Origin of the sequence: Pseudarthrobacter chlorophenolicus A6 (genome assembly GCF_000022025.1) — a bacterium.
Classification (GTDB): Bacteria; Actinomycetota; Actinomycetes; order Actinomycetales; family Micrococcaceae; genus Arthrobacter; species Arthrobacter chlorophenolicus.
In genome coordinates this window covers 110,210-137,046 of sequence record NC_011886.1, presented here as the reverse complement: position 1 = coordinate 137,046, position 26,837 = coordinate 110,210, and the positions used below count along the sequence as shown (strand labels likewise).

20 protein-coding genes are annotated in these 26,837 nt (G+C 67.3%); 4 read left to right on the top strand and 16 right to left on the bottom strand.

All coding sequences use genetic code 11. The annotated features are described in order from the left end of the window. Nucleotides 1-688: 688 nt before the first annotated feature. From ACHL_RS00640 to ACHL_RS00595, 10 genes are all read right to left on the bottom strand, one after another. Nucleotides 689-2,188 (bottom strand): LCP family protein, encoded by a 1,500-nt coding sequence (locus ACHL_RS00640; protein ID WP_012630865.1) that lies wholly within the window; start codon nucleotides 2,186-2,188, stop codon nucleotides 689-691. A 131-nt stretch (nucleotides 2,189-2,319) separates the two neighbouring features. Then, the gene (locus tag ACHL_RS00635; protein WP_012630864.1) at nucleotides 2,320-3,186 is read right to left on the bottom strand and encodes a helix-turn-helix transcriptional regulator; all 867 of its coding nucleotides are present in this window, start codon (nucleotides 3,184-3,186) and stop codon (nucleotides 2,320-2,322) included. 70 nt (nucleotides 3,187-3,256) lie between these two features. Beyond that, nucleotides 3,257-4,606, bottom strand: coding sequence for a cellulase-like family protein (locus ACHL_RS00630; protein WP_012630863.1), 1,350 nt, complete (start codon nucleotides 4,604-4,606; stop codon nucleotides 3,257-3,259). Then, entirely contained in the window at nucleotides 4,603-7,920 is a 3,318-nt protein-coding gene (locus tag ACHL_RS00625; RefSeq protein WP_050767122.1) for a DUF5107 domain-containing protein, read from the bottom strand. The genes ACHL_RS00630 and ACHL_RS00625 overlap by 4 nt, the downstream gene beginning before the upstream one ends. Nucleotides 7,921-7,991: 71 nt before the next feature. Next, a complete protein-coding gene (locus ACHL_RS00620) occupies nucleotides 7,992-8,843 on the bottom strand; it encodes a pyruvate, water dikinase regulatory protein (RefSeq protein WP_012630861.1) in 852 nt (283 codons plus the stop codon). Beyond that, the gene (ppsA, locus tag ACHL_RS00615) at nucleotides 8,843-11,245 is read right to left on the bottom strand and encodes a phosphoenolpyruvate synthase (RefSeq protein ID WP_012630860.1); all 2,403 of its coding nucleotides are present in this window, start codon (nucleotides 11,243-11,245) and stop codon (nucleotides 8,843-8,845) included. The genes ACHL_RS00620 and ppsA overlap by 1 nt, the downstream gene beginning before the upstream one ends. Before the next feature lie 129 nt (nucleotides 11,246-11,374). After that, nucleotides 11,375-12,418: a Gfo/Idh/MocA family oxidoreductase gene (locus ACHL_RS00610; RefSeq protein ID WP_012630859.1), complete on the bottom strand. Its 1,044-nt coding sequence runs from the start codon at nucleotides 12,416-12,418 to the stop codon at nucleotides 11,375-11,377. Nucleotides 12,419-12,486: 68 nt separating this feature from the next. Then, entirely contained in the window at nucleotides 12,487-13,503 is a 1,017-nt protein-coding gene (locus tag ACHL_RS00605) for a sugar phosphate isomerase/epimerase family protein (RefSeq protein ID WP_012630858.1), read from the bottom strand. Between the two features lie 9 nt (nucleotides 13,504-13,512). Further along, nucleotides 13,513-14,955 (bottom strand): sugar porter family MFS transporter, encoded by a 1,443-nt coding sequence (locus ACHL_RS00600; RefSeq protein WP_012630857.1) that lies wholly within the window; start codon nucleotides 14,953-14,955, stop codon nucleotides 13,513-13,515. Nucleotides 14,956-14,968: 13 nt separating this feature from the next. Beyond that, nucleotides 14,969-16,165 carry a Gfo/Idh/MocA family protein gene (locus ACHL_RS00595; protein WP_012630856.1) on the bottom strand — a complete coding sequence of 399 codons (1,197 nt, stop codon included), beginning with the start codon at nucleotides 16,163-16,165 and terminating at the stop codon, nucleotides 14,969-14,971. A 157-nt stretch (nucleotides 16,166-16,322) separates the two neighbouring features. On the opposite strand from ACHL_RS00595, the gene ACHL_RS00590 reads away from it, so the two are divergent. Then, nucleotides 16,323-17,342, top strand: a complete 1,020-nt coding sequence (locus ACHL_RS00590; protein ID WP_043794293.1) for a LacI family DNA-binding transcriptional regulator — start codon at nucleotides 16,323-16,325, stop codon at nucleotides 17,340-17,342. 87 nt (nucleotides 17,343-17,429) lie between these two features. Here ACHL_RS00590 and ACHL_RS00585 read toward each other — a convergent pair whose 3' ends face one another. The 5 genes from ACHL_RS00585 to ACHL_RS00565 form a co-directional block, all read right to left on the bottom strand. Next, the gene (locus ACHL_RS00585; RefSeq protein WP_012630854.1) at nucleotides 17,430-18,377 is read right to left on the bottom strand and encodes an ATP-binding cassette domain-containing protein; all 948 of its coding nucleotides are present in this window, start codon (nucleotides 18,375-18,377) and stop codon (nucleotides 17,430-17,432) included. Nucleotides 18,378-18,386: 9 nt separating this feature from the next. Further along, complete coding sequence (locus ACHL_RS00580) at nucleotides 18,387-19,433, bottom strand: ABC transporter permease (protein ID WP_012630853.1); 1,047 nt, start codon at nucleotides 19,431-19,433, stop codon at nucleotides 18,387-18,389. A gap of 10 nt (nucleotides 19,434-19,443) precedes the next feature. Beyond that, nucleotides 19,444-20,439, bottom strand: a complete 996-nt coding sequence (locus ACHL_RS00575) for a substrate-binding domain-containing protein (RefSeq protein WP_012630852.1) — start codon at nucleotides 20,437-20,439, stop codon at nucleotides 19,444-19,446. Between the two features lie 149 nt (nucleotides 20,440-20,588). Continuing rightward, nucleotides 20,589-21,629 (bottom strand): Gfo/Idh/MocA family protein, encoded by a 1,041-nt coding sequence (locus tag ACHL_RS00570; protein ID WP_043793653.1) that lies wholly within the window; start codon nucleotides 21,627-21,629, stop codon nucleotides 20,589-20,591. Nucleotides 21,630-21,812: 183 nt separating this feature from the next. Beyond that, complete coding sequence (locus ACHL_RS00565; RefSeq protein WP_012630850.1) at nucleotides 21,813-22,205, bottom strand: CBU_0592 family membrane protein; 393 nt, start codon at nucleotides 22,203-22,205, stop codon at nucleotides 21,813-21,815. A 219-nt stretch (nucleotides 22,206-22,424) separates the two neighbouring features. Here ACHL_RS00565 and ACHL_RS00560 point away from each other — a divergent pair, with 219 nt between their 5' ends. From ACHL_RS00560 to ACHL_RS00550, 3 genes are all read left to right on the top strand, one after another. Further along, nucleotides 22,425-22,871 (top strand): helix-turn-helix transcriptional regulator, encoded by a 447-nt coding sequence (locus tag ACHL_RS00560; RefSeq protein ID WP_012630849.1) that lies wholly within the window; start codon nucleotides 22,425-22,427, stop codon nucleotides 22,869-22,871. Next, entirely contained in the window at nucleotides 22,868-23,287 is a 420-nt protein-coding gene (locus ACHL_RS00555; protein ID WP_012630848.1) for a VOC family protein, read from the top strand. Before ACHL_RS00560 ends, ACHL_RS00555 begins: the two co-directional genes overlap by 4 nt. A 75-nt stretch (nucleotides 23,288-23,362) precedes the next feature. Then, nucleotides 23,363-25,753 carry an ATP-binding cassette domain-containing protein gene (locus ACHL_RS00550; RefSeq protein ID WP_012630847.1) on the top strand — a complete coding sequence of 797 codons (2,391 nt, stop codon included), beginning with the start codon at nucleotides 23,363-23,365 and terminating at the stop codon, nucleotides 25,751-25,753. A 52-nt stretch (nucleotides 25,754-25,805) separates the two neighbouring features. Here the strand turns inward: ACHL_RS00550 and ACHL_RS00545 are convergent, their stop codons facing one another. After that, complete coding sequence (locus ACHL_RS00545; RefSeq protein WP_012630846.1) at nucleotides 25,806-26,777, bottom strand: alpha/beta hydrolase; 972 nt, start codon at nucleotides 26,775-26,777, stop codon at nucleotides 25,806-25,808. Nucleotides 26,778-26,837 lie beyond the last annotated feature (60 nt).

Sequence of the window (26,837 nt, the reverse complement as noted above, 5' to 3'; positions counted from 1 at the left end):
GAGGAACAAAATGGTGGGCCGGTCCCAAACAGTCGGCATCGCTTCCGGCCTTACTCATTTCAAGCATCGGCAATTCGGCGTCCATCAGACCGTGTCACTTTGAAACAGCCGAACAGTAAGCCACATGCGCCTTTGAGGCGTGATAACTCTCGCCCATGAGTAGGCTGAACGGGCTTGCATCGTCCGCCGGGCACTTCAGTCTCTTTGGGGGCCAATCCCGGTCAACAGCTGCGCGGGGTGGTCGAGATCTGGAGCAGTCGACGCCTCGACACCGAGAATGTGGGCAGAGTTGGATAAGCCTAGCGATGACATTAGACCTACATGTTCGGAGCCGCGGATTTGACAGGCCGTTTCGCCAGCCCTGCCGAAAGCTGGCACGGCTGAGACGGGACCCGGATCTTTGAGTCGATTGAACATGACCTAGCGATGACCCGCGTCGAACTAGGCCTCACGCTCAAGGATCCCTAGGTAGTGATGGCATCGACGGACCTGCAGCAGGGTTGAACCGGCGTTGCCGTCCATGCGCTCGGCGTCCGCAGTTGAAGCACACCCCAACCTGACGTCACGCGCCCGCGGAAAAGACGTCAGACTAGGCTCCAACTCTGAATTTCCGGACACAACAGCCAAATCGTCCTAGACCCTAGCCAGGAATACGCAGGCGTAACGCAGCAACCGCCGCCGCACGCCGCTACCGCACAGCCTGGCACTTCTGGTCCTCGGCGGTCTGCGCCACCACGTCCCGGGCGCTGGGCTCAGTAACGGAAGGCTTGGTGCCGGACGTGAAGTCGATGCCCAGGTAGAGCTGCACACCGTATACAGAAGAGTCCGCCTGGACCTTGGACGCCGGCAGGCCGAAGAGCGCCGCCACGTCCACGGCCACGTCCTCGAAATCCGGCCCGTAGTAGACGGTGGTCTCGTCGGCGGGCTGCGCCTCGATGCGGCTGAGGTTGGTGAATCCGGCCCCGGTGAGGATGGGGGTGATGTCGTGGCTCCGGCCCGGCACGGTGGTGCCGTTGGCAATGAGGACCGGCTGCAGCGACCTGTCGTAGCCGGGCGAAGGGGCCTCCGCCGGAGGAGCGTCCGAAGGAGCCGGCGCGGGCCCGGCAAGCTCAGCGCTCTGCCGCAGCGCGGCAAACAGGTTGCCCGCCGCCGGTTCGGAGAGCTGCAGGCGGTTGGGGTCCGCGGCCGGAACGGTGGGCACGGTAATGAAGTTCACCCGCGCCGGGTCGATGTTCTTGAGCCGGTCCGCGATGGTCAGCAAGGCCGGAATCGACGCGAGGCCGTCGTCCACGGTGAGGTTCCGGGTGACGGTGTCGGCGATGCCCAGGACCTTTTGCGGGTTCCGCAGCGTCCCCTCATCCTTGAGCTTGCGGGTCAGCGAGCCCAGGAAAGCCTGCTGCGCCTGGATCCGGCCCAGGTCCCCGCCGTCCGCAAAGGCGTACCGGGTCCGCAGGAACGCAAGCGCCTGATCCCCCTGCACACTTGAGGTTCCCTCCGGCAGGCGCAGCCCGGAATCGGGGTCGAACACGGCCGCATCCACGCAGACGTCCACGCCGCCCACGGCGTTGGAGAGCTCCTTTACGGAGTTGAAGTCGGCCATCATGAAGTGGTCGATCTCGAACCCGGTCACCTCGTTGACAGTGTCCACGGCGCAGCCGATTCCCGCCTCGGCCATGGCACTGTTGATCATCGCCCCGGGCCGGGCCGCATACCGCCGGTCCGTGTCCTGGTCCTCGCAGGAAGGCACGTCCACCAGGAGGTCGCGCGGGAAACTGATGACGTTGACGTCCTGGTTGTTGGCTGAGATGTCCAGCAGCATCATGACGTCCGACTGACCGTACCCGGAGGACTGGTCCGCGGTCCCGTAGGCGGCGTTCTTTCCGTCCCGTGTGTCGGTGCCCAGGATCAGGACCTGGAGCCGGTCCGTCCGGTCATCCACCGGGCCTTCGGACCGCTGGCCACCAGCCCCCAACGCCGACGATTTGATGTTGGACTGCAGCCGGAACGCCCAGTAGCCGCCGAAAACCAACGCCGCCACCAGGAGCACAGCGACGGACGCACCGGCAATCAGAAGCCACCGCGGCACGCGCCTGCGCGAATACCGGGCACTCCCCTCGGCCAGCTTTCCTTGGCCCGGATAGCGCGCAGCCGCGGGGTCGGAGTTTTCGGGGCGGGGCGTGCTGTCCAACAGAAGAACCTTTCGGGGGTTGACCGCGCCCCACGCTACAAGGCCCAGTCTCGCGGTTCACGCCCCTCCGCGGGCAACCAGGGATCCGTTGCCGAATGGTTACCTCTGCGAACCATACAAAGAAACGGGGATTATCCCTTGCGCTCCGCCCGGTACGCGCTGGGGCTCACCCCGTGCAGGCGCCGGAACTGGCGGGAAAAATAGAACTGGTCCTGCAGGCCGATCTCGCGGCCCACCTCGGCGATGGGCAGGTCTGTGGTGTCCAGCAGCAGCCGTGCCCGCGCCATCTTCAAGGCCGTGTGGTGCGCCAGCACTCCCCCGCCCGTCGCCTCCCGGAACAGCTTGCTGAGGTACGACGACGAGACCCCCACCAGTGCCGCAAGGTCGGCCAGACGGACCGAGCCGTCCACCCGCTCCTCCAAGTAGTTCATCGCCTGCTGCAGCGGCGTCCCCTTCTCCGGCAGCCGGCGGTCGATGGCCAGGGCGGTCAGCAGCCGCCACGCCATCCCGGCGGTGGCCATCAGCCGGGCCGGCGACTGGTCCTTCTCCAGCGCGGTGATGATCTCGTCCAGCATCGCCGTCAGCCGGTCCACCGCCACCAGCGGAATGACCTGGGCGCCCCGCACGCCCGCCCCCTCCAGCAGGTCAGGCACATCGGCACCACGCACATGGCACCACCAGATGGTCCACGGGTCGCCCTCCGCGGCACCGTAAGCGTGCGCCTCGCCGGTCCCGCCGGGGAGTACGACGGCGGCGGGCGCACCCACGGCGGTCCGCATGCCCCCGGTTTCCACCCACCCCGCGCCCGCGACGCAGAGGATCACGATGGTTTCCGCTGCGCCGTCCGGCCGGTGTCGGCCATGGTCGGCGGCCGCGGGAAAGACCCCGGCGTCGGTGACCACCAGGTGCCGGGTGATGGGACGGCTGAGAGCATCGCGGACCAGCGGCCGGGGCACCACCACCAGCCGCTGGTTCTGGAATCCGGTGGCCCTCGCCAAACCCAGCCCCTTCCGTCACGGAATGTCCATGATAGAACGGCCGGCCACCGCCGGAGCGGCACAAGGAAGCTCAGCCGGCAGGAAGACTGAGGATTAGATCGTTCATGCGTTGCTGCCACTCGGCATCAGCCCACATGGGGTGGTGCGGCGCCGCGTTGGAACACAGCACCATCCCCCACACGCCGTGCGCCAGTGCCGTGCGGATGCCGTGCTCGGCCAGCTCCAGCCCCGCCGGCCCTTCCTCGAACCCGCCCCGCAGCGGTGTGTAGCCGATCCACCCCTCTCCCACCACCGCAGGAACGTCCTTCCACCTGGCCCACGCGGCGACAGCCACCACCCGAGATTCGATCTCGCGCCGCATCACCTCCCGGTACGGCCGGTATTCCTTGTCCAGCCACGTGTCCCAGGCCGCGGGATCGATCCAGTCATAGCCGTAGAACATCTGGTCCGTGACCACGGTGGCCCGGTACTTCCACGCCGCCAGCCGCCCGTACCCGGCGAGCGAGGGAGCCTCGGCGCGCAGCAGCGCACGCAGGGCAGCGTTGGGAAACCCTTCGGTCCCCTCGGACCGGATGTCGATCCGCTGCTGCAGCGCATCGAGCACCCCATAGCTGTAGACGTGGAACTGGGCCGCACCCAGGCCTTCCGGAACGGTATGCATGGCCAGGTGCGGCGGCTTGCCGTAGCTGGCTGTCACCAGCAGGTCCGGGTGCAACTGCCGCAGCCGCTGCACCTGCTCCGTGCCGCCGTCGGCGAGCGCCGGAAGGATGGAGAAATCCACCTCGTTGTGCAGCTCCACCATGGCGATCCGCTCCCGATGCCCCGCCTCCGTCAGGAACCGGACCAGCCGGTCCCAGGCATCGCCCAGGACCCGGTACCGGCCGGCCAGCGGGACGGCGTCGATCGCCTCGAACCATTGCGGGGAGGCTGCGAACACGGGCGACTGCTGGTACTCCCAGCTGGCCAGGAGGATCACCAGGCCATGCCGTTCCGCGGCATCGAACAACCTGAGGAGGCGCTCCCGCAGGTTCAGCCGGTACCCGCCGGGGGCGTCATACCAGCGCGTGCCGCGGCCGTAGATTCCGCCGTCGGGCGCCGTGCCGAGCCCCTCAATCTCCAGGTCCTCCGCGAGCGAGTCCAGGCCGAGCCCGCCAAAAAGCAGCAGCGGCGCCGCGCAGATCCGGATGGCGTTGTACCCGAGCTCCGCCGCCCGCGCGCACGCAGGGTCGAGGTCCGCGTACGGGCCGCCGGCCTCAGCGCGGGTGTACCAGGAAAAGTCCCAGAGGGTGATGGCCAGCCGGGGCGGAAGGTGCGACGGCGGCGCTCCGGTCAGGGAGCGCGTGTCGCCTTCCACGGTTCCGGACCCCAGGTAGCGGGGTCCGTCAGTCCCGGATGTTTGGGTCTGCAGTTTTTCGGTCACAGTGATGCCCCTTCCTTCGTGCCGGCATGCGTGGTCAGCACGCGCCCCTGCCCGGCCAGTTGCCGGAGCTGCGCGGCTGCCGCGGCCCGCGCGGAGGCCGTGTGGGTGTTGAACAGCAGCAGTTCTGGCAGCGACGTCGCGAAGTAGTCCGGCGCCGCGGGGGCGGAGTCCAGCTCGGAGGCCCGGGCTTCCAGCTGCCGCCACACGTCTTCGGCGCCATCCGGCAATCCCAGCCGCACGAATGCGATGCCCCGCCAGTAGTCCGCCGGGCCCACCGGACGCCGGTCCACCGCCAAGGGGCCGCCCGGCAGGAGTGCACGGTTCCATGCCTCCTCCGCCGCAGAAGCGTCCCCGGCGAGCTCCAGCGCATCCCCCAGGGCCACAAACCGCTCGGCCATACTGTCCGCCGGATGCCGGCCCTCGCCCAGGTTCGCGGGGGCTTCGATGCCGTCCCGCAGCAAGGCGGCCGCCGCCGTCGGGCGCTCCTCCATCAGGACCCGGGCGTGCTGGACCGCCGCCCTGTCATAGGCCGCGAGCGCCAGGCCCTCACCGCCTTCGAAGGGCTGGAAGCTGCGGGATGCCAGCAGTGCCAGCGCGTCCTGCGCCCGGCCTGCTTCCGTGAGCAGGTTGGCGTAGCGGAGGGCGAGGTCGTCCCGGTCCAGGACCGCGGGTCCGTGCTGCTCGATCGCGGCGATCCGCTCCCCTGCCGGCAGTCCTCGGACCTCCGCGAGGACGGACCGCTCGAACACCAGCCGGGCATCGTCCGGGGCCAATTCCAGGGCGCGGCCGAAGTACCTGTCGGCAGCGACTGGGTCTCCGCCCGTGTTCACGGTGGCAAGGGCTGCGTTCCGCCACACCACTGGGTCCTGCGAACCGTGGGCCACGGCCTTCTCCAGGTGCCCCATGGCATCCGCGGTCCGGCCTGCATCCAGCAGCCAGCACCCCAGCAGGCCGTGGGCCACCCTGTCCTTGGGGTCGGCGTCGAGCGCCCGCTGCAGCGCGTCGAAGTCGTCCAGCCCGTACGGGAACGCATACGTGGGGTCCGCGCGCCGCGCCCTGGCACGCTCCGCGGCGGCGGCCTCCGGGTCCAGCATTTCCTCCAGCCAGCTGGCGCGCAGGTAATGAAGCAGCGGCCCGGGGCTGCCGAAGGCAGGGTGGGCATCCGCAGCATCCGCGATGCCGGCCAGGTCAAGGGCACGCTGCCACTGCCCCGCCCGGGCCAGCCAGCAGGCTACCGCCAGGCCGGTTTTGGGATCTGCCACGTTCAGGGTTCCGGCCAGGGCCTGCGCCACCGGGTCCAGGGGGTCGGCGGCCAGGATGTCCGACAGCAGCGCGGTGCTTTCCGTCGGACGCCCCAGCCGTTCCAGCGCGAGGAACCTCAGGTGCTTGGCCTCCGGGCTGGTTGCTTCCGTTGCGAGCGCGGCACCTGCGTGGCGCAGCGCCTCCGCCGGGTCGCCGGAGCGGAGTGCCAGCCGCGCGAGCGCCAGGTGCGCCGGGTGGGCCCATGCCCGGTCCCAGGCTGCCTTTCCGAACCGCTCCCGGGCTTCGTCGAAGCGGCCGGTCCGCTCGAGGACCAGGCCCAGCCGGTAGCCCGCCTCCCCGCTGGGCGGATTCAGGTTCCGCCGGGTCAGCCGGGCCAGGGCGTTCTCCAGCAGGTCACGCGCCCGGGCGTAGTGGCCTATGCGGTATTCCGCAGCCCCCAGCGCCGTGGACGCCCGGGAATCCTGCGGGTCCCGGCGCAGCATCTCCCCAAAGTACGGCAGCGGGGACCTGGTGGGGTGCCGGTTCTGCGCCAGGTGCGTCCCCGTAACGAACAGCTCATCCATGCTGTCCATGTTTTGCGGCTGCGCGGGCTCGGTGGCCGTCCGCGGTTCAGGGTTCTCCGCGGCTCCCCGCGGGGTCCATGAGATCAGTTCCGTGTCACCGTCCATGACCCGCAGCGTCAGGTCAGTGCCGGCGGCGGGCGCCGGCAGGTGCAGGGTGGCTGTGAACGGGTGGGCGGGCGAGAGGACCGCGGACCAGGTGTGGAGGGTTGCCTCCCCAAGCCTGAGCTCAATCCGCGCGTCCCGGCGTGCGGTGGCGGAGACGCCCACGGTGGCGGTGCGGCCCGAGTCGTCGAGGGAAAGCGCGACGGCGGCGTCCAGGTTCGCTTGCTGCGCCGGGCCCATCTGCCCGATGGGGTACCAGTACTGGCTGAAGGTGCGCGTCTCTCCCGGGGCGAGGTAGCTGAAATCGGGCTGGTTGTCCGTGAAGACGCCGGCCATCAGCTCCACGTACGGGCCGTCGTCGTCCGTTAAATGCCTGTCCCAGGCGGTGCCCACCGGACCGGTCCCCCACGTCCACTGCTTCTTGCCGGGCGCGATGCTGCGGTCCGCCCAGTGGACGAACCCGGCGCCAGCGGCGTGGTCGTACCCGCCGAAGAAGCTGTCCCGGGTGTCCGTCACCATGTAGGAGGTGGGGACGGGGATGTTGGCGTAGAAGTCGAGCCTGTCCGCGCCGGGCCGGCCCGCCGCGGGGGCGCCTTCTGCCGCGAGCGCGGGGTAGTCCACGCCGTAGTACGGCCGGTCCGCGCGCGGGAAGGCGGTGACGGCCCGGCGGGCGTGATCCGCCACGTGGGTGACGTCCGTGGGGAAGAAGGACTGGTACTTCTCATGCACCCGGGCTGCCACGTTGGCCCACCAGAGGAAGGTCTGCGGCTCGTCGGTCCGGTTGTGGAGCCGTGCCTCCACCTCGATGAGCGAACTGCCGGGCGTGAGCCGCACGCCGTGGGTTCCGCGCATCCGCTGCAGCGGGTCCAGGTCGCTGTGCCACACGGTGACGTTGCCGTTCGCGGAACGCTCGACGGCGGTGTCCACGGGGAGGAAGGTGGCCGGCCGGTGGTGCTGGGGCCAGTTGAACTCCACCCCGCCGGAGATCCACGGGCCGGCAAGGCCCACCAGCCCCGGCTTGATCACGTTGTTCCGGTAGAAGAAGTCATACCCGGCGGTCTTGTCGTAGCCGATGTGGATGCGGCCGCCGATCTCCGGCAGGAGCATCAGGCGGACGTACTCGTTTTCCAAGTGGATGGCCTGCCACAGCCGGGGCTCCTTGTCCGCCGCGATGCTGTCAATGAACGGCACCGGATAGACCTTGCCGCTGGAGCCCTGGTACACGCGCCGGTCCAGGAACATTGGATACCGGTCAGGCTGCCCGGGAGCATAGGTATCGATCAGGACCGGTTCGCTCCAGCAGGCCACTCCGCCTGCGGCCAGGATTTTCTGCTGGTCCTGCGGGGCACCGGGCAGCACAATCGTGCTCTTGGCGTCATTCGTCACCACTACAGGCTATGAACGGCGTTCACTCATTCCCATGGCTTATAACGGCACAAGTATGGACGATCGTGCACTCAGTGGTGCAGTTCCATCCGCTGCAGGACGGTGGCGGAAATTTCCTCCACGGACATCGAGGCGGAGTTCACGAACGGAATCGAATTCACCCGGTACATGTCCTCGGCATTGCGCAGCTCGAACGTGCACTGGTTCAGTGAGGCGTAGTTGCTGCCCGGGCGCCGCTCCTGGCGGATCTGGCTCAGCCGCACCGGCAGCGAGGTCAGCCCGAAGCACTTGCGCGCGAACGGCAGCAGGGGCTTGGGCAGGGACAGGCTTTCGAAATCCTCCTCCACCAGCGGGAAGTTGGCGGCGAGGATGCCGTGCTGCAGGGCCAGGTACATGGTGGTGGGGGTCTTGCCGCAGCGCGACGGGGCGATGAGGATCAGCTCGGCACGTTCCAGCGCACGGAGCGACTGGCCGTCGTCGTGCTCTATGGCGTACTCGACGGCGGCCATGCGCGACTGGTATCTCACGGCGTCGCCCAGCCCGTGGGCCTGGCCCGGCTGGCCGCTGGCGGAGGCATGCAGGGCCTGCTCCAGCTGGCCGAGATGCGTCCCGATCAGGTCGAAGAAATGCCCGCGGCTGCGGGCCAGGACGGCGCGGACGTCAAGGCTGACCGTAGTGGAAAAGACGATGGGCCGGGGGCCGGCGGCGGCAACACGGTCAATGACGGCCACTACCTCCTGCGCCTGTTCCACGGTGGTGATGAACGGGATGCTGCGGCGTTCCAGGTGCTGGGCGGGAAACTGCGTAAGCAGGGTGTTGCCCAGCGTCTCGGCGGTGATGCCGGTGCTGTCGGAGAGGAAGAACACCGTGGGGACGGACGTGCTGCCCGTCCCCACAGTGTCCCGCCAGGGGGTGTCCGGCATTAGACCGCCGGCTGGTTGCTGGTGCGGGCCAGGCGCAGCCACGTTTCCGTCACGGCGTCCGGGTTCAGCGAGATGGAGCTGATGCCCTGGGCCAGCAGCCACTCGGCGAAGTCCGGGTGGTCGCTGGGGCCCTGGCCGCAGATGCCCACGTACCGGCCCTTGGCGCGGCAGGCGGAGATGGCCATCTCCAGGAGCTTGGTGACCGCCGGGTTCCGCTCGTCGAAGCCTTCGGCCACCAGCGCCGAGTCACGGTCCAGGCCCAGGGTGAGCTGGGTGAGGTCGTTGGAACCGATGGAAAATCCGTCAAAGTACTCCAGGAATTCGTCGGCGAGCAGCGCGTTGGCCGGCAGCTCGCACATCATCACGATTTCCAGGCCGTTCTCGCCCCGGGTCAGGCCGTTGGCGGCGAGCAGCTCGGTGACGCCGCGGGCCTCGGCCAGGGTGCGGACGAACGGGACCATGATCTTGATGTTGGTCAGGCCCATCTCGTTGCGGACAAACTTCAGGGCCTCGCATTCGAGCTCGAAGGCCTGCCGGAACGAGTCCGAAAGGTACCGGGACGCGCCGCGGTAGCCGATCATGGGGTTTTCTTCAGACGGCTCGAACGCGGGGCCGCCCAGCAGGTTGGCGTACTCGTTGGACTTGAAGTCCGAGAGCCGGATGATCACCGGTTCCGGCGCAAAGGCCGCAGCGATCGTGGAGATGCCTTCGGCCAGGCGCCGCACGTAGTAGTCACGCGGGCCGTCGTAGGCGGCGGTCTTTTCGCGGATCTGCCGCACGGTGAAGTCCGAGAGCGACGCGGGGCGTTCGATTTCCCCGGCCACCGCCAGCAGGGCGTTGGGGTGGATGCCGATCTGCCGGTTGATGATGAATTCCAGGCGGGCCAGGCCAACACCGTGGTTGGGCAGCTTGGAGAAACTGAAGGCCTGCTCCGGGGTGCCCACGTTCATCATGATCTTGACCGGGGCCTCCGGCATGGTGTCGAGGCTGGCCTCCTGCAGGGAGTAGTCCAGCAGCCCCTCGTAGACGAAGCCTGCCTCGCCCTCGGCGCAGGAGACGGTGACCGGGGTTCCGTCCTTGAGGACCTGGGAGGCCTTCCCGGTTCCCACGACGGCGGGGATGCCCAGTTCGCGGGCGATGATGGCCGCGTGGCAGGTGCGTCCGCCGCGGTCGGTGACGATGGCGGCGGCCTTCTTCATGATCGGTTCCCAGTCCGGGTCCGTCATGTTGGCCACCAGCACGTCGCCGGCCTGGAAGGAGGCCATCTGGTCGATGGAGGTCAGCACGCGCACCTGGCCGGCGCCGATGCGCTGGCCGATGGCGCGGCCCTCGGCCAGGACGGCGGAATGCTCGGTGAGGGTGTAGCGCGAGATGGTGCCGGAGGCCTTGCGGGACTCGACCGTTTCGGGGCGCGCCTGCAGGATGTACAGTTCACCGTCCACGCCGTCCTTGCCCCACTCAATGTCCATGGGGCGGCCGTAGTGCGCCTCGATGGCCAGGGCGTGGCGGGCCAGCTCCTGGACCTCGTCATCGGTCAGGCTGAAGCGGCGGCGCAGGTCCTGCGGCACGGGAACGAAGTCCACGGTCCGGCCCACTTCATCGGAGTCGGTGTAGATCATCTGGACGGCTTTTTCGCCGAGCCCGCGCTTGAGGACGGCGGGACGCCCGGCTGCCAGGGCAGGCTTGTGGACATAGAACTCGTCAGGGTTCACGGCGCCCTGGACCACGGCTTCGCCGAGGCCGTAGGACGACGTGATGAACACGGCGTCGTTGAAGCCCGATTCGGTGTCCATCGTGAACATCACGCCGGAAGCTCCGACGTCGGAACGGACCATCCGCTGGATGCCCGCCGAGAGTGCCACCTCGGAGTGGGTGAAGCCGTGGTGCACGCGGTAGGCGATGGCGCGGTCGTTGTAGAGCGAGGCGAAGACGTCCTTGATGGCGAGCAGGACGTTGTCCACGCCGCGGATGTTCAGGAAGGTCTCCTGCTGGCCTGCGAACGAGGCGTCGGGCAGGTCCTCGGCCGTGGCGCTGGAGCGGACCGCCCAGGACACATCGGCGCCGTGGCTGCCGGTGAGGCGCTCATAGGCGGAGCGGATCTGCTCTTCGAAACCCTTCGGGTAGGGGGTCTCCCGGATCAGGTCCCGGATCTGCTTTCCCACAACCGTCAAAGCGGCCACGTCGCCGCTGTCCAGGTCTTCGAGAATGCCTTCAATCCGGGCGTCAAGGCCGGACTCGGCGAGGAATCTTCTGTAGGCATCGGCTGTGGTGGCGAAACCGTCCGGTACTTTTACCCCTGCAGAGGCAAGGTTCCGGACCATTTCTCCGAGCGAGGCGTTCTTGCCGCCAACCTGGTCGAGGTCGGACAGGCCGAGGTCAGAAAACCAGAGAACGTCAGTCATAAGTGGTGTCCCTCCATTGGGCACGCGCTGACAAGCGCTAATCAAAGATGTGATGCAAGGTTTGTCAGGAGTGCGCCAAAGAAGCAAATGGATGTGACCCACGCAACAACCGGGGGACGTAATGAAGTGTCACCCAGGGAGGGGCACTTGCATGGGGGTTGTTTCTTGTGCCGCCGCCGGACCTACGCTTACCCGCTGGCCCATCGCGGCCGACCGGGCCGCGGCGACGGCCAGGGCGAGTGCGGCGCGGCCGTCGTGCAGCGAAGCAATCGGGATGGCCTCGCCCCGGGCCACCGCTACCAGATGCTCGATTTCCCTGCCGTATGCCGTCGCGTACCGGTCGCCATACCACGGGGTGAAAGCGCCGCCGGTATTCGTCCCACCGCGGCCGGATCCCAGGACCAGGGTCTCCGTGGCGTTCTTGACCGACAGCGTCCCGCGGGGGCCGGCGGCTTCCAGCCTTTGGTCGTAGCCGGAGGCGTTGCTGCGGGAGTTGAGGATGGTTATCAGGGCACCACTGCATGTAGCGAGGGTCACCACCGCCCCGGAGGCGTCGCCCAGCGCGGCAAGCTGCGGATCAGTCTCCTGGGTGGTCGCTTGGACGGAGACGATCCCGGGCACCAGGAACCGCGCCATATCCAGGTCATGGATCATCATGTCCCGGAAGAGGCCCCCGGAACCCGGGACGTACTCCAGCGGTGGTGGCGCGGGGTCGCGGCTGATGATGAGCAACTGCTCCACGGCACCGATCTCACCCCCCAGGATCCGCTCCCGGACAGCTGCGAAGGATGGATCGAACCGGCGGTTGAAGGCAACCACCACCCGGTCAGAGGCAGCCCCCACGGCGGCGATGCATTCATCCACCCGGCCCAGGTGGAGATCCACCGGTTTTTCCACCAGCACAGCCTTGCCGCCGTTGGCGGCCTGGACGATGTGGTCAGCGTGGAATCGGTTGGGTGAGGCAATCACCACTGCATCGACGCCTGGGTGGCTGAAGGCATCGTCGACCTCCAGGCAGGCGGTGCCGTAGGCCGATGCAAGGCCGGAAGCGCCTGACCCGCCCGCTACCGCGGCCAGGCATGCACCGGGAGTCAGGGCAATGTTCCGGGCATGGAGCGACGCCATCTTTCCCGATCCGATGACCGCTATCCGGACCTTGCCCGCAGTATTCAAGGGGACCTCCACAGGAAAAGGAGGGGGTGGCATCCGCTGGATGCCACCCCCTGCAACAGTTGAAGCGGTTACTGGCTGACCAGCGAGGACCGGAGGGCCGCATCCGCGTCCCGCAGGACCTTCGCCGCGACCTGGAGCCCCTCGATCCGGCCGAGCGACACGTCCTCGTGTTCGATGTTCACCAGCATCTCCGGGTCCACCTCATGCAGGGCCCGCAGGAATTCGGTCCAATAGGCGGTGTCATGGCCGCGGCCCAGGGCTACGAAGTCCCAGGCAGAGTCCTTGGGCCATTCATTGGCCCACTCATCCCCACCCAGGTTGGTGCGGTTTTCTTCGGGGGACAGCTTGCGGAAACTGTTGTCCAGCACACCGTACAGGGCTGCGTTCTCCTTGTTGACCCGGACGTCCTTCGCCGCAGCCTGGAACACCAGCGGACCCAGTTCGCGGACCACGGCCACCGGGTCCATCTGCTGCCAGAACAGGTGCGAGGCATCCAGCTCCACACCCACGTTCGTGGCGCCGGTCAGCTCAACCAGCTTCCGGACGTCCGCCGTGTTGAACACCAGGTTCTGCGGGTGCAGCTCCAGGGCCACCTTGACGTCCAGTTCCCGCGCCAGTTGGTCGATCTCCTTCCAGAACGCCCCAGCGATCTCCCACTGGTACTCCAGGACGTCCAGCGCCGCGGAGTTCCACGCGTTCACGATCCAGTTGGGAACGGTCGCACCGGGCTCCCCGCCGGGGAGCCCGGACATGGTGACCACACGGTTCTGGCCCAGGCGGTGCGCCAGCCGGATGGACTGGCGGATGTCCTCGGCGTGCTTCTCACCGATCTCGCGGTTGGGATGCAGTGGATTGCCGTTGCAGTTCAATCCGGCAATGGACACCCCGGTGCCCTCGAACGTCGCCAGGTACTCGTCCCGGGCCGCATCGCTGGTCAGGATTTCGTCGATGTTGGGGATGTGCACCGGGGGCAGGAAACCGCCGGTGTTGATCTCGATGCCCGTCAGGCCCAGGTTGGCGATGACTTTGAGGGCCTCAGGCAGGGTACGGTCGTGCAGGATCGCGTTGTAGACGCCGAGTTTCATGATGACTCCTTAGGAAATAGGGGTTGGTTCTACGGCGCTGCCCTCACGGACCAGCGCACCGGTGTTGCCTGTCTTGAATTCCTCTTCGAGTTCTTCGAGGGACTTTCCCTTGGTTTCGGGCATGTACACCTTGAGGAACACCAGGCCGGCGGCGCCCAGCGCCACGAAGATGAAGAACGTCCCGGAAATGCCGATCTGGCTGACCAATACAGGGAAAAACAGCCCGATGAGGAAGTTGATGACCCAGAGCGCGAAAACGCACACGCCCATCCCCGCGCCGCGGAGCGTCAGGGGGAACATCTCGGAAAGCATCAGCCAGGTCACCGGGCCGATGGAGCCCTGCATGAAGGCCAGGAACGTCGCCATCAGGCCCAGGAACAGCACCGCCCGGAGCATGCCCGGTTCGGTCACCAAAGACACGATGCCGATCAGGAGCAGTGACGAGGACGTGCCGGCCAGGCCGGTGATGAGCATGGGCCGCCGCCGGACCCTGCCGAGAAGGGCCATGCCGGTGGTGGCCGCGGCCACGGACACGGCACCGTTGGCGATGGTGGCCCACAGCGCCCCGGTGGTTCCGAAGCCGGCTTCCGACAGGATGGACGTGCTGTAGTACATGATGGCGTTGACTCCGCTGATCTGCTGGATCGCTGCCATCCCCAGCCCCACAATCAGGATCCGTTTGGTCCAGGAGTGCGCGAGTAGTTCCCGCCATCCGCCTTTGCTGGAGTCGTAGTCCTCTCGCGCCATCCGGATCACGTCGTCGAATTCGCGCTGCAGCTCGTTTGCCGGCCGGACCCGGCGCAGCACGTCGAAGGCTTCGTCGCCGCGTCCCCCGGCCGCCAGCCAGCGCGGCGATTCCGGCAGCACCAGCGTCCCAAACCACAGGACGACGGCGGGAAGGGTGGCCAGTGCCACCATCCACCGCCAGATGTGGTCGTCGCCGAAGAACGTCCCCAGCAAGGCATTCGACACGTACGCGATCAACTGGCCGGAGACGATCATCACCTCGTTCTGCGTGACGATACGGCCGCGGTCCTTGCTGGATGCCATCTCGGCGAGATACACCGGCACCGTCACCGAGGCGCCGCCCACGCACAGGCCCAAAAGGAACCTGGCCACCACCAGGAGTTCGGTGGTGGGCGCGGCGGCCGCGGCCGCCGTCGTTATGAAGAATGCGACGGCGAGCCAGCGAATGGTGCGCCGCCGGCCGTTCCGGTCCGAGAGGCGCCCGGTGTACATGGCCCCGAACGCCGCGCCAAGCAGGAGCGCAGACGTGACCAGCCCTTCCTGCAGCGGGTTCAACGAAAGGTCGTCGCGCATGAACGGCAGGGCGCCGTTGATGACGCCGGTGTCGTAGCCGAAGAGCAGGCCGCCGAAGGTGGAGAAGAACGCGATCTTCCGCATGAACTTCCGTGGTGCGGCCGCGCCAGGGGTTTCTGTCCGGGCTGTCATCCGGTCACCCCGCTTACGCGAACGCCGGCTGCGGGATAGCGACGCTCCGGCCGCCCAGCTGCGCGGACTCGGTGACGGCGGCCAGAATCTCCATGTTGCGGACTCCTTCCTCGAAGGTGGCGCAGCGCGGCAGCGACTTCTCTGCCGGCAGTCCGGCCACTTCCTCAAGGAAGGCCCGGGCCTGGTAGCCGAACGCGTCGTTCTGGCCGAAGCCCACACTGGGCGCGTCCATTGCCAGGCCGCCGGCGATGTAGGGGTGCTCAGGCCCGAGGACCACCTGGCGGTAGCCGTTTTGAGCGGATGCACCTTCGTTGAGGAACAGTCCGATCTCGGCCGGGCGGCGCTGGTCGAAGAGTGCGGCGCCGTTTTCGCAGAACACCTCGAACGTCAGGGTGTTCGCGTGGCCGGCGGCCACGCGGGACACGGCGAGGCTGCCCACGCCGGTGGTGAACTCCGCGGAGAAGGCTGCAACGTCGTCGTTCTCCACGGGTTCAAAGATGTCGCTGACGGCGGAGTGGTCATGCCCCATGACAGCCCCAAGGGGCAGCGGGCGCTGCGGGATGACGGTGCTCAGCTGGCCGCCGCTTACGGACTGGATGTCGCCGCAGAGGAATTCGGCCACGTAGGCAAGGTGGCTTCCGACGTCGGCCAGGGCGCCGCTGCCGGCACCGCCCTTGTAGCGCCAGCTCATGGGGGCTTCGGGGCTGCATCCGTAGTCGGTCCAGTAGCGGCCGCTGAAGTGCAGGACCTTGCCCAGGGTGCCGGACCGGATGAGGTCGCGGATGTAGGCGATGCCCGGCGTGCGCCGGAACGTGAATCCGATGCGGCCCAGCGAGGAAGCGTTGCGGGCGGCTTCGGCCATGGCCCGGGCGTCCTCCATGGTGTCGCTCAGCGGCTTCTCGCAGAGGACGTGCTTGCCGGCGGCCAGCAGGCCCTCGACAACCTCGCGGTGGAGCTTGTTGGCGATGACCACGCTGACCACGTCGATGTCGTCCGCCTCGGCAATGGCTTGCCAGGAGCTGTCGTGCCGGTCGTAGCCGAAGCGCTTGGCCGCGGCGGAACCGAATTCTGCGTTGACGTCCCCGATGGAGACGAGGCGGATCTCCGGCAGGTCCGGTGAGTAGAGAGTGGATGCGGTGCGATAGGCCGCTGCGTGTGCCTTGCCCGCCATGCCGGCGCCGATGACTGCGACGCCCAGGGACTTGCTCATGTGTTTCTCCTTTGAAAACCTGCCCGAGCCGTGCCGCTCGGGTGCCGGGGGAAGCCGGAAAGTTGTACGCTGTTTGGAGCGCTCCATAAAACTGTAAGGACCACACTTTGTCCTGTCAATCCCCTATGGAGCCGTGATGGAATGGGATGATTGCACGGTGAAAGCTTCAACGGATTCAGCGTCCGCCCGGCCAACGATCTACGACGTCGCCCACCGGGCCGGCGTGTCCAAATCCCTGGTGTCGCTGGTCCTGCGCGGTTCGCCGAATGTCAGTGACCCGCGGCGCGAGGCGGTGCAGGCCGCCATCGACGAACTGGGTTACAGGCCCAGCCGGGCAGCGAGCGCCCTGGCCGCAAACCGGACGCAGAGCATCGGCCTGCTCATCGACGACTTCCACAACCCGTGGTTCGTGGAAGTCCTCCGTGGTCTCCGTTCCGTGCTCGACCCGGCAGGCTGGAACATCTCGGTGGCGGACCTCCAGCTTGAGGCGCTGTCCGGCCGCAACCCGCTGGACGGATTCCTGGCGATGCATGTGGACGGCCTGATCATCGCGGCGGAACCGCATGCGGCCCCTCCGCTGCGGAACCTGGATGTACCTTTCGTGGTGGCCGGCGTACGCGAGCTCGACTCCGGGCCTGCCGACGTGGTGGCCAGCGACGAGGTGCAGGGCGCGGGCCTCGCCGTGGAACACCTGGTGCAGCTGGGCCACCGCCGGATCGCCCACCTGAGCGGCACCGGCGGGTCCGCTAAGGCCCGCCTCGACGGCTATCTCCGATCCGTCCGGGCCGCGGGGCTGGAGCCCCTCGTGGTGGGTGAATCCGGGGACACCACCGAGGAGGCCGGCTACACGGCCGCGCGGGAGCTGTTTAGCGGACACGACGGCGTCACGGCCGTTTTCGCCGCCAACGACACCATGGCGCTCGGCGCCCTCGCCGCACTGAAGGAACACGGGCTGCGGACTCCGGAGGATGTCTCGGTGGTGGGCTATGACAACACCCCCCTGGCGGAATCGCGGTACCTGGACCTGACGTCCATCGACAGTCACAACGCATCGATCGGCAGTGAAGCCGCCCGGGCCCTGCTGGGCCGGATCGCCGAACCCTCGGCCCCGCGGCGGCAGCTGCTGTTGGCGCCGTCGCTGATGGCGCGCGGTTCAACGGCGGCTCCGCCGTCCTGACCGATCTTCTCCGGGCCCGGCGTCACCGCACGCGCCGCAGCCCGCCGTCGTCCACGACGACGGCGGGCACTTTAGGTACGGCGCCGTTCAGCCGGCAGCCTTGCCGGTAACGGAGGCCGTTTCGGCCTTGACCTCCTCAAGGGTGTCGCGGTGGCCGCCAAGGGACTCGAGTTCGTGGGCGAGCTCGGCCAGTTCAGCGCCGCCGGCCATCTGGGCGGTGAGCTCCTCGAGCGTGATGTCTTTCTTGTCGTAGTACCCGATGGAGCGCCCGCGCTTGAGAAGGAGGAACCTGTCTCCTACCGGGAAAGCGTGGTGCGGGTTGTGGGTAATGAAGATGACGCCCAGGCCGCGGTCGCGGGCCTGAAGGATGTAGCGGAGCACCACTCCGGACTGCTTGACGCCCAGGGCAGCCGTCGGCTCGTCCAGGATCAGCACCTTGGCGCCGAAGTGGACGGCCCGGGCAATCGCCACGCATTGGCGTTCGCCGCCGGACAACTGACCGATGGGCTGCTCGACGTCGCGCAGGTCGATGCCCATGTCCGCAAGTTCCTTCCTGGTGACCTCCTTCATCTTCTCGACGTCCATCCGCCGGAACGGGCCCCTTCCGGTGGTGAGTTCTGAGCCGAGAAAGAAGTTGCGCCAGATGGGCATGAGGGCGACCACGGCGAGGTCCTGGTAGACGGCGGCGATGCCGGCATCGAGGGCCTCGCGGGGTGAATTGAGCTTGCGCTCCTCACCCATGATGGAGAAGACGCCCTGGTCATGCTGGTGCAGTCCGGCGATGATCTTGATCAGCGTTGACTTGCCGGCCCCGTTATCGCCCAGGACGCAGGTGACGCGGCCGTTGTCCACCGCCATGGTGACGTCCCGGAGGGCGATGATGTTTCCGTAGTGCTTGCCCACGCCGTCGAGCTGGAGCAGGTGCACCGCGCGATCGGTGAGCGGGTCGGTCTCGCCCTGGAGCAGGGTTTCGTTACTGATCCGCGCCCGTTTGCCGGCGGCCGGGGCGGAGCTGTGGTTTGTTTCGGCGGTCATGTCCCACTCCTACCTAAGGTCCGCGCGGCGTTTGACGATGAGGTTGACGATGGTGGCCAGCAGCAGCATCAGGCCCAGGAAGAACTTGAACCAGTCCGGATTCCATTGCGCGTACACAATGCCCTTGTTGGCCATACCGAAGATGAAGGCTCCAATCGCTCCGCCCACCGCCGAGCCGTAGCCTCCTGTAAGGAGGCAGCCACCTATGACGGCGGCGATGATGTAGAGGAACTCGTTGCCCACGCCCTCACCGGACTGGACGGCGTCGAAGGCGAACAGGTTGTGCATACCCAGCACCCAGCCGCAGAAGCCGACCGCCATAAACAGGCCGATCTTGGTCCTGGTGACGGGGACGCCCACCGCACGGGCCGCGTTGGCGTCGCCCCCCACAGCGAAGATCCAGTTGCCCACGCGGGTGCGCAGCAGCACCCAGGACGCCACGGCCACCAGCACGATCCAGAAGAAAACGGTGACCTTGATTTCGACGCCGGCCAGGGTCACCGAGGAGGCGAAGATGGCGCGGGCGGAGTCGAAGCCGTCCATGTCCGCAATGGACGGCGAAGAGACTCCGCCGCCGATGGCGCGGGTGAGGGCCAGATTGAGGCCGGTGAGCATCAGGAATGTGGCCAGGGTGACGATGAAGCTGGGCAGTTTGGTTTTCACCAGGATCCAGCCGTTGATGAAGCCGATGCCCAGCGAAACCGCCAGGGCCAGCAGCACGCCGACCCAGATGTTCATGCTGAAGTACCAGCTGAACAGGGAGGCCGTCAGCGCCGAACTGATGACGGCGACGCCGGTGGAGAGATCGAATTCGCCGCCGATCATCAGCAGGGATACGCCCACGGCCATGATGCCGATGGTCGATGCGCCGTAGAGCACCGTGGCGAAGGCATTGGGCTGCAGGAAGGTGCCGGAGACCGACGAAAAGAAGATGAAAAGGACTACGGCGCCCACCAGGGCACCCACCTCGGGACGGCCCAGGAGTTTCTGGAACGGATTGCGCCGCCCCACCCGCTCGTCAATGACCGGAGGTGCCGCCAATGCTGTCTGTGTCATGGGAATACTCCTAGCGGATGCCCGCGTCGGCAAACTTTTGCACGGACGCAACATTGGCTTTGTCCACGATGGTGGGACCGGTCAGTACCGGCTGGCCGCCGCCGATCAGGAAGCCGCCGCGCTTGAACTGCCACAGCGCGTCGATGGAACCGTACCCCTGAAGCCAGGGCTGCTGGTCCACAGTGAACAGCAGGGACCCGTCCGCGATCTTGCCGGCCAATTCCTTGTTCAGGTCAAAACTTGCCACCTTGGCCTTGCTGCCGGATTCCGCAACGGATTTCAGCAGCGTCAGCGTGATGGGCGCGCCCAGGCCGATAATGACGTCAGCATCCTTTGAAGCCTGCAGCTTGGCGGTGGACGTGGAAGCCACGGCCGTCATGTCCGACCCCGTGACGTAGAGGACCTCGGTGCCGGGGACCTTGGCCTTCACACCGGCGCACCGGCTTTCCAGGCCCACGTGGCCCTGGACCTGGATAACGCAGATGGGGTGGCTGAAGCCCTGGTCCGCAAGCTTCTGGCCCACGGCCTCGCCGGCCAGCTCGTCGTTGGAGCCGAAGTGCGTGAAGGCACCGAGCTTCTGGGAAACGTTCTCGCCCGCGTTCAGGCTGACCACGGGGATTCCCGCGTCGGTGGCCTTCTTGATGGCGTCCTTAAGTGCCTCTGGCGTGGCCAGCGTGACCGCGATGCCATCCACCTTCTGGTTGATGGCCTGTTCGATCAACTGCGATTGCCTGCCGGCCTCCGGATCGTTGAGGTACTGCAGTTCCACATTGTCCTTGGCCGCAGCCTCCTCTGCGCCCTTGCGCACGATGTCCCAAAAGGTATCTCCTGACGGCGCGTGCGTGATCAGGGCGATCTTCATGCGCTCGGTGGCGGCCACCTCGCCGGCCGAGCCGTTTCCGGCGGTGTCAGGGGCGCGTCCGCCGCTGCTTGAGCAGGCCGTGAGGGCCAGCATGGGAATGGCGACGGCAGCAACGGCGGCGCGTTGCCAGGAAAACTTCTTCACGGGTGATCTCCTTCGATCATCTGATGCGTAAGCCCGCCGGGATGGGCGGGGTATGCCCGGGCCCGGTTAGCGTGATGTGCCCCACATTTGGAGCGCTCCATGAAAGAATAAGAAGAAAAAGTTTGTCCTGTCAATAGGTGTCGTGTCCGTTAGGGGACCCCGACCTCGACGGTACTTCCGGCCAGCGCGCTCTCCCGGGCCGCGTCAAGGACCTGCAGCGTCCGGATGGCCTCCCCGGCAGGCACCGGCGCCGGGCCGCCGTCGCGGATGGCTTTCGCGAAGGCGCCGTACAGGTCCTGCCAGCGGCCCTGCAATGAGGGGATGCGCTGCCGCCCTGAAGCGGTGGAAAGGATGGGCCAATGGCCACGGTCTTCGTACCCCCAATCCTCCGGCTTGGCCGCGGGTCGCAGTCCGGACAGGACGGCGGCCGCCTGGACATCCGAGGCGAGGGACAGGTAGCTTCCCTTGCTGCCGTAGGCACGCAATTCCCTCGCCTCCGCATGATTGGCCTTGCTGGCCTCCGCGTAGGACCGTGCGCCGCTGGTATGGACCAGGTCGAGAGTGAAGCCGGCATCTGTGCAGCCGGAATCCGTCTCCACCCAGTCCACGTGTGCATTGACAGACCGCACAGGGCCTAGAAGCCAGATCAACTGGTCCACCAGGTGGCTGCCGAGATCAAGCAGCAATCCGTCCGCGGCTCCGGCCGTGAGGGAGCCGGGGTTGTGCTGGTCCATCCTGGAGTAGACCCGCCAGAGCTTGCCCAATCGGCCTTCCGAAAGCACTCCGGCAAGCGTCCGGGCATCCGCATCCCAGCGCCGGTTGTGGTAGGCGCTGAGCACTACGCCAGCCCTGTCCGCGGCAGCGGCAAGCTCGCGGCCCTCGGCGGCCGACGGCGCGAACGGCTTGTCCACCATGACGTGCAGGCCTGCCGCGATGGCTTGGAACGCCAGCTCCGGATGGGTGCCCGGCGGCGTGGTGATGGTGACCGCGTCAACGCCGGCGGCGACCATGTCATCCAGCGACCCGAACACCGGCACACCCGGCCAGTCCGCCGCCACCTCAGCGGTGCGCTCCGTCGAGCGGGTCACCACACCTGCGAGGGTGATGCCCTGTGCGGCCTCGATGAACGGGGTATGGAAATTCCTGCCGCCCGTCCCGTAGCCGACGACGCCAATACGTAGATCACTCACTTTATGCCCTCCAAAACTCCTGCAGAATGCATTCATTATGGAGCGCTCCAATAAGGCGCCGCCAAATATTTCACGTAAAGTCCGCAGGATGGGCACGCAGTCCGGCGCTGGCGCTCAAATGATCAGCGCTCGGGGGAAGCAGGGCAACCCACGGCCCGGCCGGTCCCCCGCGGCCGGCAGGGGCTAGGCTGCGAGCCGCGTGTCCGCCGCCGTGGGAACGGAACCCACCACGGGCAGCGACCCGGTGAGGGCCTCAACAGCCTCAACGACGGCCATCTGGCCGGTGGAATCGGGAACGCCGGGATACTGCACGTGCGCCTCAGTGGGCTGAACCGGCGCGTCCACCTCACGCATCCGGACCAGCGCAACGGCCGAGATCAGGAACCACGCCACGTTGGTGACCACGGAAGGCCATGCGCCGTGCAGGGTGCCGTTGATGATGAAAGCCACGGATCCGAAAAGGTTTGCCGTCTGGAAGCCCTTGCCGGCCTTCAGCCAGCCCATGGAAACGGAGAGGTAAGCACTGAGAATCGCCACAGCGCCCGCCCAGCCGGCAATTTCCCACAGCAATTCCATGGCGTCCTTTCAAGGGTTCCCCGCGCAGAATCCAGGCAGGGCTTAGGAGGGGTAAAACGGGGGTTGGTTTTGCCTGCTGCTGGATTCCTCAAGCCCTGTTCGGGCGAGGACCTCATGCTGGCCGGCGGGATAATCATACCCCGCCCCGGAGCGCCATTTTGCCACCGCAGCGGGCGCCCGGCTATGGACATCATCCCCGCTGCGTAGCACCATCTGAGAGTGACCTCCACGCCCGCCGATCCGTATCTGCGCGAACTCATCCAGCTAAGGCGCGTCAAGGACCGGATGGACCGGGAATACGCCCAGCCGCTGGACGTCGAATCGCTCGCCAGGGACGTCCCCATGTCCGCCGGGCACTTCAGCCGCCGCTTCAAACTCGCCTACGGGGAGTCGCCCTACAGCTACCTGATGACCCGGCGCATCGAACGCGCCATGGCGCTGCTGCGCAAAGGCGACCTGAGCGTCACCGAGGTGTGTTTCGCCGTCGGCTGCTCCTCGCTGGGCACCTTCAGCACCCGATTCAGCGATCTGGTGGGGATGCCGCCCAGCGCATACAAACAGGAAGCGGAACACCCCACGGCGGGCATCCCCGCGTGCGTGGAGAAGCAGGTCACCAGACCGGTCAGGAATCGAGAAGCACCCGCAGGGGAGGCGTTACTAGCATGACTGGCATGGACATCAACATTTCCTCAACCTTCCTTCCCGCTACCGATCCGGACGCCTCCCTGGCCTTCTACCGCGATGCGCTCGGCTTCGAAATCCGCAACGACGTGGGCCGCGGCACCATGCGCTGGATCACCGTAGGACCCGCTGGCCAGAAAGACGTTTCGATCGTCCTGCACCCGCCGGCTGTGGACCCCGGCATCACGGAGGACGAACGCCGCACCATCGCCGAAATGATGGCCAAGGGCACCTACGCCACCATCGTCCTCTCCTCCCCCGACGTGGACGCCGCGTTCGCCAAGGTGGAGGCGAGCGGGGCCGACGTTGTCCAGGAGCCCATCGACCAGCCCTACGGCATCCGGGACTGCGCCTTCCGCGACCCCGCCGGAAACACTGTCCGCATCAACCAGCAGCCGTAGGCTGATACCAACGACGGCGGAGGGAGGCTGCCCGCGCAGCCTCCCTTCAGCGCCGCCCAACGAGATGGAGGCTCGATGAGCACGGATACCGGCACCGACAACCGGGCGGCGGCGGCGCACGTCGCCGACAGCCACGACCTGATCAGCGTGCAGGGCGCACGGGAGAACAACCTCAAGGACGTCAGCCTGGAACTGCCCAAGCGCCGGCTGACGGTGTTCACCGGCGTCTCCGGTTCCGGCAAGAGCTCGCTGGTCTTCGCCACCATCGCCGCCGAATCGCAGCGGATGATCAACGAAACCTACAGTGCGTTCGTGCAGGGTTTCATGCCCAGCCTGGCCCGCCCGGACGTGGACCGGCTGGAGGGCCTGACCACGGCCATCATCGTGGACCAGGAGCGGATGGGCGCCAACCCGCGCTCCACCGTGGGCACCGCCACTGACGCAAACGCCATGCTCAGGATCCTCTTCAGCCGCCTGGGCAAGCCCTACGTGGGCCCGCCCACCGCGTTCTCCTTCAACGTGCCCACCCGCAAAGCCAGCGGCGTGATGAGCACCGAGAAGGGCGGCCGGGTGGAAAAGAGCATCGTCCAGCAGGCCACCTACCTGGGCGGCATGTGCCCGCGCTGCGAAGGCATGGGCAACGTCAGCGACATCGACCGGACCGCGCTGTACGACGATTCAAAGACCCTCGCCGAGGGCGCCCTGACCGTGCCGGGGTATTCGATGGACGGCTGGTACGGCCGGCTGTTCGAGGGCATGGGCCTGCCGATGGACAAGCCCATCGCGTCCTTCACCAAGAAACAGCTGGACACCATGCTGTTCGCGGAACCCACCAAGATCAAGGTGGAGGGCGTGAACCTCACGTTCGAGGGCATCATCCCCAAGATCCAGAAGTCCATGCTGTCCAAGGACGTGGAGGCCATGCAGCCACACGTCCGCCGCTTCGTGGAGCGCGCCGTCACCTTCGCGCTTTGCCCCGAATGCAAGGGGACCCGCCTGACGCCGGAAGCCCTGGGATCGAAGATCAACGGCAAGAGCATCGCGGACCTGTGCACCATGCAGATCAGCGACCTTGCCCAATGGATCCGGGAGCTCGACGAGCCCTCCGTCCGGCCGCTGCTGGCCGGGCTCCGGGACCTGCTGGACTCCTTCACCGAGATCGGCCTGGGGTACCTCTCACTGGATCGGCCCGCGGGCACGCTCTCCGGCGGCGAGGCGCAGCGCACCAAGATGATCCGCCATCTGGGCTCCTCCCTCACCGACGTCACCTATGTCTTCGACGAGCCCACCATCGGGCTGCACCCGCACGACATCGAACGGATGAACAACCTCCTGCTGCAGCTGCGGGACAAAGGCAACACCGTCCTGGTGGTGGAGCACAAACCGGAGACGATCGCCATCGCCGATCACGTCGTCGACCTCGGCCCGATGGCCGGCACCGGCGGCGGCGAGATTGTCTACGAGGGCGACGTCGACGGGCTGCGTTCCAGCGACACGGTCACCGGCCGCCACCTGGACGACCGCGCCCGGATCAAGGATGCGGTCCGGGCGGCTACCGGGGCCTTGGAAGTGCGCGGCGCCGCCACCAACAACCTCAAGAACGTGGACATCGACGTGCCGCTGGGCGTGCTGTGCGTGGTCACCGGCGTGGCCGGGTCCGGAAAGAGCTCGCTCATCCACGGCTCGCTGGCCAAGCGCGAGGGCGTGCTGGTCATCGACCAGGGCGCCATCAAGGGCTCGCGGCGCAGCAACCCCGCTACCTACACCGGGCTGCTGGAGCCGGTGCGCAAGGCGTTCGCCAAGGCCAACGGGGTCAAGCCGGCACTGTTCAGCGCCAACTCCGAGGGTGCCTGCCCCACCTGCAACGGCGCCGGCGTGATCTTCACCGAGCTCGGCGTCATGGCCACGGTGGAGTCCACCTGCGAGGACTGTGAAGGCCGCCGGTTCCAGGCTGCCGTGCTGGAGTACACGCTGGGCGGCAGCAGCATCGCGGACGTGTTCGACATGTCAGTGGACGCCGCGCTGCAGTACTTCGCCGACGGTGAGGCCAAGACCCCTGCCGCGCACAAGATCCTGGAACGGCTCGCGGACGTGGGCCTGGGCTACATCACCCTCGGCCAGCCGCTCACCACGCTCTCCGGCGGCGAGCGCCAGCGGCTGAAGCTGGCCACCCAGATGGCGGAGAAGGGCGACGTCTACATCCTCGACGAGCCCACCACCGGCCTGCACCTGGCCGACGTGGAGCAGCTCCTGGGCCTGCTGGACCGGCTGGTGAAGTCCGGGAAATCGGTGATTGTCATCGAGCACCACCAGGCGGTCATGGCGCACGCGGACTGGATCATCGACATTGGGCCCGGGGCAGGGCACGACGGCGGCACGGTGGTTTTCGAGGGCACGCCGGCCGATCTCGTGGCGGCGCGGTCCACGCTCACCGGGCAGCACCTTGCCGCCTACGTGGGCGCCTAAAGCCGACCCAGCGGTGGTTGAGCTTGTCGCCGGTGGTTGAGCCTGCCGAAACCTAGCCCTGCAGCTGCCCCAGGAAGGTGACCGTAGCGGCGGCGATCTGTTCCTGCGCGGCCTCGCGGCTGATGCCGGGGTCGCCGTCGCCGGGCTGCGCGCCGTAGTCGCCGAAGAAGGCGTGCACTCCGCCCTGGACTGCCGTAAATTCCGTGTCCGCGGGCAGGAGCTCCAGGGAGGCGTCGATCTTTGCCGGGGTGCTGAGCCCGTCCTTGGTGCCGGAAACCGAGAGGACCTTCAGACCGCTGCGGTCGCGGAGGGAATCCAGCGGGTAGGAGGCGTAGAGGACCAGGCCTTTGACGTCGGCGTTGCTCTGGGCAAACGAGGATGCGGCCACCCCGCCGAGTGAGTGGCCACCCACTGCCCAGGTGGTGATGTCCGGGTTGTCCGCCATCGCGCTGCGGGCCTGGTTGGCCTCCAGCAGGCTGAGCCCCAGCGGCTCCTTCAGGATGACCACCCGGACCCCTGCGCCGACGGCCGGGGCCAGGATGTCCTGGTAGGCACGCGCGTCTACCCGGGCGCCCGGGTAGAAGACCAGTCCCTTGGTAGGTGCCCGGCCGCCGTCGGGCGTCATGGTGATGGTGGTGTTCGTTTCGGTGACGATCAGGTCTGACGTGGGGCCGGCCTCCGCCGCCGCTCCCGGCTGGTAGGCAAACGGGTTGAGCCACGCCAGCGCCGCCACCAGCGCCAGGACGGCGATCCGCCCTGCCCACGCGCCAATGGCCCGCACCAGCGAACGGGGACGGGGTGAGTCCCGGCGGCGCCAGAGGAGGACGGCCCAGAAGAGTCCGACGACGGCGGCCGCGATCAGCAGGCCCGGCAGCAGCGGGTGCCCGCCCAGGACAGCCGGATTCGCCACCAGCATCCAGGCCGGAACCGCGATGAGCGCGGCAGCGCACACCGCCGAGGCCCAGTAGATCGCGGTCCGGCGCCTGGCGGGGGCAGCTGTTGCCGCCGGGAAAGAGGAGTCCATGGTTCCTGATCATTCCACCGGCGGCCTGTTTTCGTGGCAGGGCTGGCCTACGCTGGCCGT

Coding starts and splice junctions, on each gene's coding strand:
- ACHL_RS00620 (WP_012630861.1), bottom strand. CDS start 8,843: ATGCCGGACACCCCCTGGCGGGACACTGTGGGGACGGGCAGCACGTCC.
- ppsA (WP_012630860.1), bottom strand. CDS start 11,245: ATGACTGACGTTCTCTGGTTTTCTGACCTCGGCCTGTCCGACCTCGAC.
- ACHL_RS00605 (WP_012630858.1), bottom strand. CDS start 13,503: ATGAAACTCGGCGTCTACAACGCGATCCTGCACGACCGTACCCTGCCT.
- ACHL_RS00600 (WP_012630857.1), bottom strand. CDS start 14,955: ATGACAGCCCGGACAGAAACCCCTGGCGCGGCCGCACCACGGAAGTTC.
- ACHL_RS00595 (WP_012630856.1), bottom strand. CDS start 16,165: ATGAGCAAGTCCCTGGGCGTCGCAGTCATCGGCGCCGGCATGGCGGGC.
- ACHL_RS00585 (WP_012630854.1), bottom strand. CDS start 18,377: ATGACCGCCGAAACAAACCACAGCTCCGCCCCGGCCGCCGGCAAACGG.
- ACHL_RS00580 (WP_012630853.1), bottom strand. CDS start 19,433: ATGACACAGACAGCATTGGCGGCACCTCCGGTCATTGACGAGCGGGTG.
- ACHL_RS00565 (WP_012630850.1), bottom strand. CDS start 22,205: ATGGAATTGCTGTGGGAAATTGCCGGCTGGGCGGGCGCTGTGGCGATT.
- ACHL_RS00555 (WP_012630848.1), top strand. CDS start 22,868: ATGACTGGCATGGACATCAACATTTCCTCAACCTTCCTTCCCGCTACC.
- ACHL_RS00550 (WP_012630847.1), top strand. CDS start 23,363: ATGAGCACGGATACCGGCACCGACAACCGGGCGGCGGCGGCGCACGTC.
- ACHL_RS00545 (WP_012630846.1), bottom strand. CDS start 26,777: ATGGACTCCTCTTTCCCGGCGGCAACAGCTGCCCCCGCCAGGCGCCGG.